This is a genomic window from Massilia sp. CCM 8734 (genome assembly GCF_011682155.1).
Classification (GTDB): domain Bacteria; phylum Pseudomonadota; class Gammaproteobacteria; order Burkholderiales; family Burkholderiaceae_D; genus Telluria_A; species Telluria_A rubra.
The window spans coordinates 74,289-86,217 of the sequence record NZ_WHJI01000035.1; the positions used below are offsets into that span (position 1 = coordinate 74,289).

An 11,929-nucleotide genomic window follows, 5' to 3' on the forward strand; every position below is an offset into this window, starting at 1 on the left:
CGGCGTGTTTTCAAGCACTTATCGTTTTGCTTTCGCCAACTGCACCTTGGTCCGTTCCCATCCCAGCTCGCGCCGGATTTCCTGCGGGTCGGGCGGCGGGCGGCGCTGGGCGATTTGCATGCGCAGCCACTGGCGCACGCTTTCCTTGCTTGGTTGCTTGTCGGTGTTCATGTTGCTTCCTGTCTCGATCTGTTCGCCCAGGGGCCTGCTCCGTTAACGCTGTGCCAGGCCAACAGTTGACTGCGACTGCGCATCCCGATGATAAAATGCGCGCTTTTTACGTCCGGATCTTTCCCATGTCAAAACCCGCCCGCGTGCTGACCTTTAAATGCGTCAAGTGCGATAAACCTGTCAAAGTCTTCCTGCAGAAAGTGTCCGCCTGCTCCCACATCCAGCCCTACCAGGGCGTGTGCGCCTGCGGGGAAATCAAGCGCCATGCGACAGGAAGCAAGGACGCAGTTCAATCCTATCTCGCTTCGCCAGAAGGGCAATGGTCCCATCACCATTGATTGAGATGCCTCAAGGCAATAAAAAAATAATAGAAAAATAACTAAAGTAATCGGCATGGCTGCCGTTATGGTCAGTAACGCAACGTTTTTATTGTCTGACCACCATGTCTTTTTTGTCCGCCCTGAGCGCCCGCGCGCCCGTTTCCACTGTCCCTCCCGCCATCGCGCAGGGTGGCGGCCGGAACGTGGGCGCGCAACTGACCCCGGCCAGCGGCAATGTCGCCCCGCGTTTGCCGGTGGTCGATCCGGTGTCGCTGTACAACGATAACGTCAGCTTGTCGCCACAGAGCATGATCAACCGGGTCGGCGACCTGGCCAGCTCCACCGTCGACGTGGCGCAGAAGTTTCTCGATACCTTTGTGGGCAAGTTGTTCGGCGACGCCGCCAGGGGCGCCACGGTCAGTTTCGACGCCGTGGCGGTGCAGGCGCAGTCGGCGTTGTCAAGCTCCGCCATGCAAAACGGCAGCGTGCGCAGCAGCGCCTTTTCCCTGAAGGAGTCCGCCAGTTTCATCGGCACCGGCCAATTGCGCACGGCCGACGGCCAGACCTTCGATTTCGAGCTGGAAGTCAATTACGAAGCCAGTGCCAGCCTGGCCAGCGAAGCGCGTGCCGACACGGCGGCGCCCCCCGCATCGGCCAATCGCCCGGCCCGGCTCGATTCACCCGATGTGTTGGTACTGACCGGCAAACCGCTGCCGCCGGTGAAGTTTCCCGGCAGCCTGGACGACCTGTTCAAGCTGCTCGGACGCGAATTGCAGGCCAACGTCAATGGCCCCTCCGGCGAAGGCGGCGATCTCAGCCTGCGCCTGTTGCGCCTGGTCGACCGCGCCGCCCTGCTGGCCCCGCGCGCCCGCGCCGACCAGCCGGACGTGCCGGCACAAGACCGCAGCAAGGTGCTGGCCAGCGCCTACGGCAGCGCCCCGGCGGGCGCGGGCATGCTGGCGCGCGCCTGACGAGGCCACAGGCCCACGTATAATAGTGATATCGACGCCCCGTGCCCGCACGGGGCGCTTGCCGTTTTCCGTTTTCGCACCACTGACCGATCGCCCCCATGCAACCTGAACACACTGCCGACGCCCCGGCGCGCATCCACTGGACCGAAGAGGGCCAGCCGCGCAGCGCGCGCTGGCGCTCCGAGAGCGGCATGCCGCCGCCCAAAAAAGTCGTCATCGCCGACGACAAAACCCCGGCCGACGTGGCCTACCGCCTCGCCTGCGAAGGCACCGCCCTGCTCTGGCGCGGCGACTTCCACAACGCGCGCCAGCTGCTGCAAGCGCTGGCGCGCCGCGCCGACCATAAAGGCGGGCGCGCCAAGGCGCCCAAGGCGCCCGCCTCGCCGGCCGACGCGTTCCATCTGCACCGCCAGGCCCAGTCGCAGCGCGCCCGCACCCTGGCCATGCTGCTGCTGCCGTTCGAGGCCGACTACAGCGTGCCGCTGCGGCGCGCGCCGGATGTCAAACAAGCCTGCAACGAAGCCTACGGGCGCAGCGACGAAGCTTTCGTGGCGTCGATGCGCGAGCTGCTTGGCCTGATCGGCGCCCACGAGTGGCGCAAGAACGGCGTCGAGATTGCCGCGCTGGAGGCGCGCATCCACCCGCACTACGGCGTGTTTTCGCCCATCCGCGGCGAGTACGTGACGCTGGTGGCCGACGCGCCGCTGCCGGGCGGGTGCGCGCTGGCGTTCGACATCGGCACCGGCACCGGCGTGCTGGCGGCCCTGCTGGCGCAGCGCGGCGTGGGGCGCGTGGTGGCCACCGACATGGATGCGCGGGCGCTGTCCTGCGCCCGCGAAAACCTGCAGCGCCTCGGCCTGGCCGGCACGGTCGATGTGGTGCAGGCCGACCTGTTCCCGGAAGGGCGCGCCAATCTGGTGGTGTGCAATCCGCCTTGGCTGCCGGGGCGCCCGAGTTCGTCGATCGAGTACGCGGTGTACGACCCGGACAGCCGCATGCTCAAGGGCTTCCTCAATGGCCTGGCGGCGCACCTGGCGCCCGGCGGCGAGGGCTGGCTGATTCTGTCCGACCTGGCCGAGCACCTCGGCCTGCGCCCGCGCGCGCAGTTGCTCGCGCTGATCGCGGACGGCGGCCTTGAAGTCATCGAACGCCACGACGTGCGTCCCACCCATCCGCGCGCGGCCGATGCCGCCGACCCGCTGCACGCCGCGCGCGCCGCCGAACTGACCTCGCTATGGCGCCTGCGCGCACTGTAAGGGGCCTGCTGGCCGCCGCGGCGCTGCTGGCGTGCACGCACGCCGCCGCCTGCAGCCGCCCGCTGAACATGGTCAGCGAGGAGTGGCCGCCCTACTCCTTCACCAACGAAGACAACCTCCAGACCGGCCTCGATATGGACATGGCCAAGGCCATCCTCAAGGAAGCCGGCTGCACCCTGGTCACCGCCCCGCCGCTGCCGACGGTGCGGCGCATGCTGCTGTTCGAGCGTGGCGACTTCGACCTGATGCTGGCCGCCACCGACACGCCGGAGCGGCGCCGTTTCGCGCGCTTTTCCTCCCCTTACCGGCACGAGACAGTGGCGCTGTTCGTGCTGGCGCGCGACTATGCGCGCTACGCCGGCGTGACCAGCATGACGGGGGTCGCGCGCGAACAGGCGGCCGTGCTGGCGCCGCGCGTCGGCTGGTACGGGTCGCAATTCGCGCACGCCGCGCCAAGCCTGCGCGCCGCCGGGCGCCTGTTCGAATTCGGCGCCTTCGAGCAGGGCATGCGCATGCTGGGCGCCGGACGCGCGCAGCTGATCATGGGCGACCGCGCCGCCATCATGTACGAAGCGCAGCGCCAGAAGCTGGTGCTTCGCCAGTTGCCCTTTGTGCTGCAGCAGGCGCCGGTGCACCTGATGCTCAGCCGCGCCAGCACCACCGACAACGACCTGGCGCGCATCAACGCCGCCATCGCGCGACTGGAGAAAAACGGCGCCCTGCAAGCACTGCGCGCACGCTACGATTTGCGCTGACGGACAGATCATTTGCATATTCGGCCGAACCTCTATATAATTCGCCGCTCAGACGCGGGGTGGAGCAGTCTGGCAGCTCGTCGGGCTCATAACCCGAAGGTCACAGGTTCAAATCCTGTCCCCGCAACCAAACACATTTTGAACTGAGCCCGACTCTTCACACAGCCGGGCTTTTGTTTTTAGAAAGGGACTTGCTGCCTTCAAGCGAGTCCGCCGCGCTTCCCATGAGAGACAAAAAAGATAACGCGACCTTCGATCTGCCGGGGTTCGGCGCGGCTGCGCCGCTCGTTCATCCCCCAGCCGAAGCGCGCCGCGCCAGCGCGCCGCGCCCGCGCAAAGCAACCCTGCGCCAGGAACAACTCGAACTGCTCGACGAAACCGACGCCAGCGGCCTGCCAGTGTGGCGGCGCGAAGACAATACCGACCTGACCGGCCTGCCCAACTGGGCTGCCGCGTAATTCCCCGCCATCCGCCCTCTCGCAGCTTGCCTGTTAGACTGGGCCCGTCCCCTTTTTGCCAGAGCACGCCATGAATCCAAACGCCTTCGCCACCCTGCCGCTGACCGCCACGTTCTTGGCCAACCTGGACACGCTCGGCTATCGCGAGATGACCGATATCCAGACCAAGAGCCTGCCGCACGTGCTCGACGGGCGCGACCTGATCGCCCAGGCCAAGACCGGCAGCGGCAAGACCGCCGCCTTCGGCATCGGCATCTTGCATAAATTGAATCCGGCCTGGTTCGCGGTCCAGGGCCTGGTGCTGTGCCCGACACGCGAACTGGCCGACCAGGTGGCCAACGAATTGCGCCGCCTGGCGCGCGGCGAAGGCAATATCAAGGTGCTGACCCTGACCGGCGGCGCGCCGATGCGCCCGCAGATCGCCTCGCTCGAACACGGCGCCCACATCGTGGTCGGCACCCCGGGCCGCATCCGCGACCACCTGGGACGCGGCAGCATCGACCTGTCCAAGGTGCAGACCCTGGTGCTGGACGAAGCGGACCGCATGACCGACATGGGTTTCTACGACGAGATCGCCGGCATCGTCAGCGCCTGCCCTTCGCGCCGCCAGACCCTGCTGTTTTCGGCCACCTACCCGGACGATATCCGGCGCGCCACCGAATCGTTCCTGCGCAACCCGGTGGAAGTGGTGGTCGAGGCCCAGCACAGCGGCGACCAGATCGAGCAGCGCTTTTATGAAGTCGGCTTCGACAACCGCGACCAGGCGGTGGGCCGCCTGCTGAAACACTTCAAGCCGGTCTCGGCGCTGGCCTTTTGCAACACCAAGGTGCATTGCCGCGAACTGGCCGATGAATTGCGCGCGCAGGGCTTTTCGGCGCTGGCGCTGTACGGCGAACTGGAACAGCGCGAGCGCGACGAGATCCTCGTGTTGTTTTCCAACCGCAGTTGCTCGGTGCTGGTGGCCACCGACGTGGCCGCGCGCGGCCTCGACATCGCCAACCTGGGCGCGGTGATCAATGCCGATGTCTCGAAAGATACCGAAGTGCACATCCACCGCGTGGGCCGCACCGGCCGCGCCGGCGAATCGGGCCTGGCGCTGACCTTGTGCGCGCCGAACGAAAAGAAATGGGTCAAGCTGATCGAGGAGTACCAGCACGCGCCGGTGGCCTGGCATCCGCTGGCCGAACTGGCCGACGATGGCGAGCCGGCCGCGCCGGCGCCGATGGTGACCCTGGTCATCATGGGCGGCAAGAAAGACAAGCTGCGCCCGGGCGACCTGCTGGGCGCGCTCACCGGTGACGCCGGCCTCACCAAGGAACAGGTCGGCAAGATCAATGTATTCGAATTCATGACCTATGTGGCGCTCGACCGCCATGTGGCCGAGCACGCTTTCCAGCGCCTCAACGCGGGCAACAAACTGGGCCGCGATTTCGGCAATATCAAGGGCCGCAGCTTCAAGATGCGCTTTATCGACGCTTAGCAAGCTCTCGGACTTGGGACTCCCGAGCCCGACAGGCTGTCCGGAAACATCTGGTAACGATTCTGCAAGGCATTGTGTTGCGCATCCGACAAGCCGGGCTATGCGGCGGGGCACTTATGCAGCTACACTAAACGTGTCACGCGTCCCGCTGCCCAGAAATGCAGCGCAAGGACGCTCGCATGACGCCAATGATGGCGTTCATGCCGGAAGATGCGGCAAATTGCGTTGTCACGAGGCAAAATGCATAAATTAGGTTCATCCGGGTGATGCGCTTAATCGTTAAATCTGGCATGATTGCTTGAGATAAACATCGACGCTTCCCTGCGGCCCCGCACCCATGAATAATAACGTCGTGCTTGATGACATTGAAACACTGAAGCAGGCTTTCCTGCGTGGCGCCGGCATTCCTGCCGATGCGCTCGGTTCCGGCCTGACGCCGGAGTTAATGGAGCTGATGGGCAAGCTGATGGCCAGCTCGCTGCAAGGGACGATCGACTTGCTGGCCCTGCGCTCGCTGGTCAAGCAAGAGGTCAAGGCCGATGTCACGATGGTGGTGATGCGCAACAACAATCCACTCAAATTTTTCCCGGACAGCCAGACCGTGCTGACCCAGATGCTGCGCAAGAAAATGCCCGGCTTCATGGAGCCGCTCGAGTCGCTCGACGACGCCTACAACGACTTGCGCAGTCATCAAAAAGGCATGGTGGCGGGCACCCGCGCCAGCATGGCCGCCATGATGGCGCGCCTGAAGCCGGAACTGTTCGAGACGGAAGTGTCGGGCGGCGGCATGATGGGCACCCTGATTCCCTCGCGCCGCCAGGCCGAGAGCTGGAAGACCTACAAGCAGGCTTACCACACCGCCGAGGCGGAAACAAAAGACCAGTTCAAGTCGATTTTCGGCCCGGCTTTCCTGGCCGCCTATGAAAAGGAAGTCGAGCGCGCGAATGCCGGCAGCAACAATGGTTGAGCGCAATCCGATCCGGCTGGCCTGGACCCGCATCAGCGAAATCGGCATGCGCGCCAGTAACCAGGACGCTGTCGGCGAAGCCCAGCATGGCGATATTTCCTGCTTCATCATCGCCGACGGCGCCGGTGGGCACGAGGGCGGCGAAGTGGCCGCTCACATCGTAGTCGAAGCCATGCTCGAGAAATTCGCCGCCGCACCGGCCTTCGGGGCCCATGCCTTGCTGTCGTATACGGCCAACGCCATCGCCAGTGTTGCGAAAAACAAACAAACCCAGCCGCAGAACCACGACATGAGCGCCACCGTGGCCGCCCTGCTGGTCGACCAGGCCAATGCCCACGCTTTATGGGCGCACCTGGGCGACACCCGCGTCTACCTGTTCCGCGACGCGCAACTGGTCAGCGTCACGCGCGACCATAGCCTGACCCAGCAACTGATCGACGCCGGTTATGCGCGCGCCGAGCAGCTGCGCAGCCATCCGCAACGCAACATCCTGTTCGCGGCGGTCGGCGCTGAAGGCGAAACCCCGGTCGCGCTCGGCGACGGCCCGGTCCAGTTGCTCGACGGCGACGCCTTGCTGGTGTGCAGCGATGGCTTGTGGGAATGGGTGCACGAAGACGAGATGGAACGCACCCTGGCCGAATCGGGCAACAGCGAGCAATGGCTGAGCGCCATGTGCGCCCTGGCCGAGGCGGCGCTGGAAGGCACCGACAAGGTACGCGACAACTTCTCCGCGTACGCCATCCGTGTCGAGAGCGAGATCGTATGAACGCCCTCGCCCCCGGCTCCGAAAACTGCCTGCCGATCGGCACCCGGCTGGCCGACTTCGAAATCACCGGCGTGCTCGGTGAAGGCGGCTTCGGCATCGTCTACATGGCGTTCGACCACTCGCTGCAGCGCAGCGTGGCCCTGAAAGAATACATGCCGGGCGTGCTGGCCGCGCGCGCCAGCGACAACAGCATCATGGTGCGTGCCGAACGGCACCAGGAAACCTTCAATGTGGGGCTGAAAAGCTTTATCAACGAAGCGCGCTTCCTGGCCCAGTTCGACCACCCGTCGCTGGTCAAGGTCCACCGTTTCTGGGAACAGAACCGCACCGCCTACACGGCGATGCAGTATTACGATGGCCGCACGATCAAGGATATTGTCACGCATAGCCCGGAGCTGGTGACCGAAGCGTGGTGCAAAAAGGTGATGAAGCAGATTCTCGACGCCCTCGAGATGCTGTACACCATGAAAATCCTGCACCGCGACGTTTCCCCGGACAACATCATCGTGCAGGAAAGCGGCGACGCCGTGCTGCTCGACTTCGGCTCGGCGCGCCAGATCATCGGCGACCGCACGCGCGGCCTGACCGTGATCCTGAAACCCGGCTATGCGCCGGTGGAACAGTACGCCGGCGACGCGTCGCTCGACCAGGGTCCGTACACCGACATCTACGCGCTGGCCGCGGTGATGTTTTTTGCCATCATCAAGGAACCGCCCGCGACCTCGATCGCGCGCATGGTACGCGATCCGGTCAAGCCGCTGGCCGAACGCGGCCTGCCCGGCTACGGCCAGGAATTCCTGGCCGCCATCGACAAGGGCCTGGCCGTGCTGGCGCAAGACCGCCCGCAAACCATCGACGCCTTCCGCGCCCTGCTGGGCATCGACACCAGCGGCGAAGCGCCGCGCGCCCGCCCCACCGGCCCGGCCCAGCGCTTCGCCACGATCGACCGCCTGCCGGACGCTACTGCCAGCGCCAGGACCGGTCCCGTGCCGGCCACTGGCGCCGAGGGTGCGCCGCCCAAGCCGAACCTGTCGAAGTCGCCCGGCTCGTCGTCGAAACAAGATCCGCTGGCCAAGTCCTCGCGCCGCCCGAAGCCGGACGTGGCCGACAAAGCCGCCAAACCGGTCAAGCCGGCCAAAAAGGGCTTGCCGGCCTGGACCGGCATTGCCGCGTCCGGCGTGGTGATGATCGCGGCGATCGGCGTGGGCCTGTATTCGCTGCTGTCCAAACCGTCCGACACCATCATGGTCGCGCCGGCCCAGCCCCAGCCCGCCATGCCCGCCGCCGTCCTGCCGCCGCCGGCAGCCATACCGGCGCCAGTGGCTGCGGTGACCCCGCCGGCCGAAGCGCCTGTGCCGGCCGAGACCGTTGTCGCCGATGCGACCGTGCCGGCCGAGGGCGTCGCTGCCGCCGATGTGCTGGCCGAGCCGGTGCCGGAAGCGGCGCCGGAATCGTTCAATTACAAGCTGTCGATCAAGCCATGGGGCACCATCTATGTCGATGGCAAGGAAGCGGGCGTGACGCCGCCCCTGAAAAAACTGACCCTGGCCGCCGGCAAGCACAAAATCCGGATCGCCAATCCCGGTTTCCAGGATTTCACGGTCAATCTCGACACCAGTAAAAACAAGTCACGCACGATTGAACATGATTTCACAGCGCAGCCTAAATAAACGCATTAAGATCGAGGCATGAACCGATCCCAACACTTTCTGATGTACGCCGCACTGGCCGGCAGCCTCGCGCTGTCCGGCTGCGTCACCCCCGAAGCGCCGAACAAGCCGAGCGCGGCCGCCAAGCCGAGCACCCCGCGCACGCCCACGCCACGCCCGCCCACACCCGTGGTGCCGGCCACCCAGGCGCCCGGCAGCGACCAGCTGGCGCTGAGCGAAGGCATCGAGCTGTATAACCAGGGTGCGTACAACGACGCCATCAAGCGTCTCGGCACGGCCGATGTGACCGGCGGCTCGAAGGCCAACCAGGTGATCGCGCACAAGTACATTGCCTTCAGCTACTGCGTGACCTCGCGCCCGGCGCCGTGCCGCCAGCATTTCGACAAAGCCTTCAAGCTCGATCCGTCCTTTGCGCTGGCGCCCGGCGAAAGCGGGCATCCGCTGTGGGGGCCGGTGTTCGCCAAGGCCAAAAAAGCCAAGTAAGCACATAATAACGACCAAAAAAAACGCTGCCCATGAGGCAGCGTTTTTTTGGAGCAGCGGCGTGATCAGTTACGGACGACGCGCTTGTACTCGTTGGTGCGGGTGTCGATCTCGATGACGTCGTCGGTGCTGACGAACAGTGGCACCTGGACCGAGTGGCTGTGCGCTTCGATTGCGTTCTCGAGCTTGGCTTCTTTCAGGACGTTGCCCGACGTATTGCCTTTGACTGCTGGCTCGGAGTAAGCAACCTTGCGTGCGATCGTGGTTGGCAGCTCGACCGAGATGGCCTTGCCGTCGTAGAACACGGCTTCGCATTCCATGCCGTCTTTCAGGTAATGCAGCGCATCGCCCAGGTTTTCTTCTTCGATTTCGTACTGGTTGTATTCAGTATCCATGAAGACGAACAGCGGATCGGCGAAGTACGAGTACGTCACTGGCTTTTTGTCCAGCACGACGACGTCGAACTTGTCGTCGCCACGGAAAACGTTTTCCATCGGGCTGTTGTTCAGAAGATTCTTCATCTTCCATTTGTAGGTGAAGCCCGTGCGGCTCGAGCCGTTGACATCGGAACGCAACACGATCATAGGCTTGCTGTCAACCATAATGATGTTGCCAACACGAATTTCTTTTGCAGGTTTCATAAAGAGTGTACGTAAAAAGTGGGTTGCATAAAAATCATCTGTCGCCTGCTGGCATGACGCCGGAAGCTCACGTTTGATCGAGGTAAAAATACGTTAGAAATTAACCGAATATTGTACCTTATCCGGGCCTTGATGACCTAAGCGAAGAGGCAAAGTTCAGCAAATTACTGGTGAGGTCGCCGTTTGCCAACATCTGGTGCCGCCATTCGTCGGCATGCGCATGCAGTTCGGGCAAAGCGGCGTAAAAGGCCGGCCACAGCGGCGCCGGATCGGGTGCGTCCGGGGCGGCGCCGTTCCAGCACAGCGAGAGCCCGGACAGGCTGTCGAGGCCGCTGGCGTAGCGCCCTAAAAAGGCGCGCAGCTTCTTGTGGTGCAAGTTCTCGTCTTGCGGGTAGATATGCCAGACAAACGGGCGCCCGGCCCACTGCGCCCGCACGAAGGAATCTTCTCCGCGCACGAAGTTCAGGTCGCACGCCCACAACAAGCGGTCGTAATCGGGCTGGGCGACAAAGGGCAGCACGCGCACGGTCAGCGTGCCGCAGGTGCGGGACGCACCGGGGTCGGCAGGCGCTTGCAGGAAACTTTCTACCGCGTCGCGTGCGACGCCGTCGGGCACCAGGCAGGTGATGGCGTGCGAACCGCCCTGCCAGGCCGCGAACAGCTGCGCGACCGGCGCGTGCGGATAGCAGAACAGCGAAATCTTCGTCGACGCCATTTCTTGTTCCGTGACGCCGAAGCGCGCCAGAAATTCGGCCATCGTGGCGGGATCTTCCTGGAATTGGCGGCGTTCGTCGTCGAGTGTCGCCTCGCGCATCAAGCCGCCGGTTTTGGCGGTGAAGCCAGGGAAGAAGAAGTGTTTCGTCAGCGGCAGGCGCGGATGGGACGATGGCAAGGTGTGGCAGCCTTCGACCCACTCTTCGGCCGTCAAGCCTTCCAGGTTGAACCAGACCGGACGCGGTTCGCACTGCGCCATGGCGGTGATATAGCCGGGCGGGATGTCGCAGGCGAAAAATTCGATGACGATGTCGGCGATATCGCCAGGGGTGAAAGCACCATCCTGGTCGGCCCAGTGGCGCACTGCCACGCCACCGACCCGCTGGAGCGCGGCGGCGGGGTCGATCTCGGGGCAAATGCGCTGAAAACTTTGCAGGTCGTCGACCCACAGGGTGACCGCGATGCCGTGTTCGCGCCGGAGTTGGCGAGCAAGTCGCCAGCAAATGCCGATATCACCGTAATTGTCGACGACGCGGCAGAACAGGGCGAGGGTGAGTGCGGGTTCGTTGGCGAGGGGCATGTCGGTTGTCGGAATAGTTGGGTAAAGCTGCTGCCGGCGGCTCCGTCATCCTCGCGCAGGCGGGGACCGAAGTTCGGTGAGCCATCGACTGCGCCATGAACTTGGGTACCCGCCTGCGCGGGCACGACGCGCTTAATGCCGCTGACCTAAAAACCGTCGTCCCCGCGCAGGCGGGGACCCAAGTTCGGTGAGCCATCGACTGCGCCATGAACTTGGGTGCCCGCCTGCGCGGGCACGACGTGCTTGATGCCGCATCAACGGATCGATCGCACAATGCAAAAAGCCGCACAAGGCGGCTTCTCACACTTACTGGCGTCCCCAAGGGGATTCGAACCCCTGTACTCACCGTGAAAGGGTGATGTCCTAGGCCTCTAGACGATGGGGACCTGAACTGTTGCCAGGTAGTGGCAACTACCTGCAATGTACGACTACATCAAAACTTGGTGGAGGTAAGCGGGATCGAACCGCTGACCTCTTGCATGCCATGCAAGCGCTCTCCCAGCTGAGCTATACCCCCCATGTAACGCGAACTACTCTGCGCTGGAATAACAAAGAACCGTTTTCACGACCCTCTGGTAAAACTGGCGTCCCCAAGGGGATTCGAACCCCTGTACTCACCGTGAAAGGGTGATGTCCTAGGCCTCTAGACGATGGGGACCCGGTACTGCTTCAGATAGTGGCATCTATCTGCAATCTA

The 11,929-nt window shown here is 64.0% G+C and carries 13 protein-coding genes and 4 tRNA genes; 11 read left to right on the plus strand and 6 right to left on the minus strand.

The window, feature by feature from the left end; translation table 11 throughout:
- Nucleotides 1-18 precede the first annotated feature (18 nt).
- Nucleotides 19-171 carry a hypothetical protein gene (locus F2P46_RS26210; RefSeq protein ID WP_166895788.1) on the minus strand — a complete coding sequence of 51 codons (153 nt, stop codon included), beginning with the start codon at nt 169-171 and terminating at the stop codon, nt 19-21.
- 125 nt (nt 172-296) lie between these two features.
- On the opposite strand from F2P46_RS26210, the gene F2P46_RS37935 reads away from it, so the two are divergent.
- The 11 genes from F2P46_RS37935 to F2P46_RS26265 all read left to right on the plus strand — a co-directional run bounded on the left by F2P46_RS37935 (nt 297) and on the right by F2P46_RS26265 (nt 9,297).
- Complete coding sequence (locus F2P46_RS37935; protein WP_166895789.1) at nt 297-509, plus strand: hypothetical protein; 213 nt, start codon at nt 297-299, stop codon at nt 507-509.
- Between the two features lie 104 nt (nt 510-613).
- Nucleotides 614-1,462 carry a hypothetical protein gene (locus F2P46_RS26220; protein ID WP_166895791.1) on the plus strand — a complete coding sequence of 283 codons (849 nt, stop codon included), beginning with the start codon at nt 614-616 and terminating at the stop codon, nt 1,460-1,462.
- A 98-nt stretch (nt 1,463-1,560) separates the two neighbouring features.
- Nucleotides 1,561-2,718, plus strand: coding sequence for a methyltransferase (locus F2P46_RS26225; protein WP_166895793.1), 1,158 nt, complete (start codon nt 1,561-1,563; stop codon nt 2,716-2,718).
- Nucleotides 2,697-3,473: an ABC transporter substrate-binding protein gene (locus F2P46_RS26230; protein ID WP_166895795.1), complete on the plus strand. Its 777-nt coding sequence runs from the start codon at nt 2,697-2,699 to the stop codon at nt 3,471-3,473. The genes F2P46_RS26225 and F2P46_RS26230 overlap by 22 nt, the downstream gene beginning before the upstream one ends.
- 53 nt (nt 3,474-3,526) lie before the next feature.
- Nucleotides 3,527-3,603: transfer RNA gene (locus F2P46_RS26235), tRNA-Met, on the plus strand.
- Between the two features lie 94 nt (nt 3,604-3,697).
- The gene (locus F2P46_RS26240; protein WP_166895797.1) at nt 3,698-3,931 is read left to right on the plus strand and encodes a hypothetical protein; all 234 of its coding nucleotides are present in this window, start codon (nt 3,698-3,700) and stop codon (nt 3,929-3,931) included.
- Between the two features lie 70 nt (nt 3,932-4,001).
- On the plus strand, nt 4,002-5,411 hold the full coding sequence (dbpA, locus tag F2P46_RS26245; protein WP_166895799.1) for an ATP-dependent RNA helicase DbpA: 1,410 nt from the start codon (nt 4,002-4,004) through the stop codon (nt 5,409-5,411).
- Between the two features lie 337 nt (nt 5,412-5,748).
- Nucleotides 5,749-6,378, plus strand: a complete 630-nt coding sequence (gene tagH / locus F2P46_RS26250) for a type VI secretion system-associated FHA domain protein TagH (RefSeq protein ID WP_166895801.1) — start codon at nt 5,749-5,751, stop codon at nt 6,376-6,378.
- A complete protein-coding gene (locus F2P46_RS26255; RefSeq protein ID WP_166895803.1) occupies nt 6,356-7,144 on the plus strand; it encodes a protein phosphatase 2C domain-containing protein in 789 nt (262 codons plus the stop codon). The genes tagH and F2P46_RS26255 overlap by 23 nt, the downstream gene beginning before the upstream one ends.
- Complete coding sequence (locus F2P46_RS26260) at nt 7,141-8,814, plus strand: serine/threonine-protein kinase (RefSeq protein ID WP_229509468.1); 1,674 nt, start codon at nt 7,141-7,143, stop codon at nt 8,812-8,814. Before F2P46_RS26255 ends, F2P46_RS26260 begins: the two co-directional genes overlap by 4 nt.
- A gap of 18 nt (nt 8,815-8,832) precedes the next feature.
- Complete coding sequence (locus F2P46_RS26265) at nt 8,833-9,297, plus strand: TssQ family T6SS-associated lipoprotein (RefSeq protein ID WP_166895807.1); 465 nt, start codon at nt 8,833-8,835, stop codon at nt 9,295-9,297.
- A 65-nt stretch (nt 9,298-9,362) separates the two neighbouring features.
- On the opposite strand, the gene F2P46_RS26270 is transcribed toward F2P46_RS26265, so the two are convergent.
- The 5 genes from F2P46_RS26270 to F2P46_RS26290 form a co-directional block, all read right to left on the minus strand.
- Nucleotides 9,363-9,938, minus strand: coding sequence for an elongation factor P (locus tag F2P46_RS26270; RefSeq protein ID WP_054267202.1), 576 nt, complete (start codon nt 9,936-9,938; stop codon nt 9,363-9,365).
- Nucleotides 9,939-10,056: 118 nt separating this feature from the next.
- Nucleotides 10,057-11,232 carry an elongation factor P maturation arginine rhamnosyltransferase EarP gene (gene earP, locus F2P46_RS26275; RefSeq protein WP_166895809.1) on the minus strand — a complete coding sequence of 392 codons (1,176 nt, stop codon included), beginning with the start codon at nt 11,230-11,232 and terminating at the stop codon, nt 10,057-10,059.
- Nucleotides 11,233-11,542: 310 nt separating this feature from the next.
- Nucleotides 11,543-11,618 (minus strand) — tRNA-Glu (locus F2P46_RS26280).
- 55 nt (nt 11,619-11,673) lie between these two features.
- Nucleotides 11,674-11,749, minus strand: a tRNA-Ala gene (locus F2P46_RS26285).
- A 65-nt stretch (nt 11,750-11,814) separates the two neighbouring features.
- A tRNA-Glu gene (locus F2P46_RS26290) sits at nt 11,815-11,890 on the minus strand.
- Between the last annotated feature and the right edge of the window lie 39 nt (nt 11,891-11,929).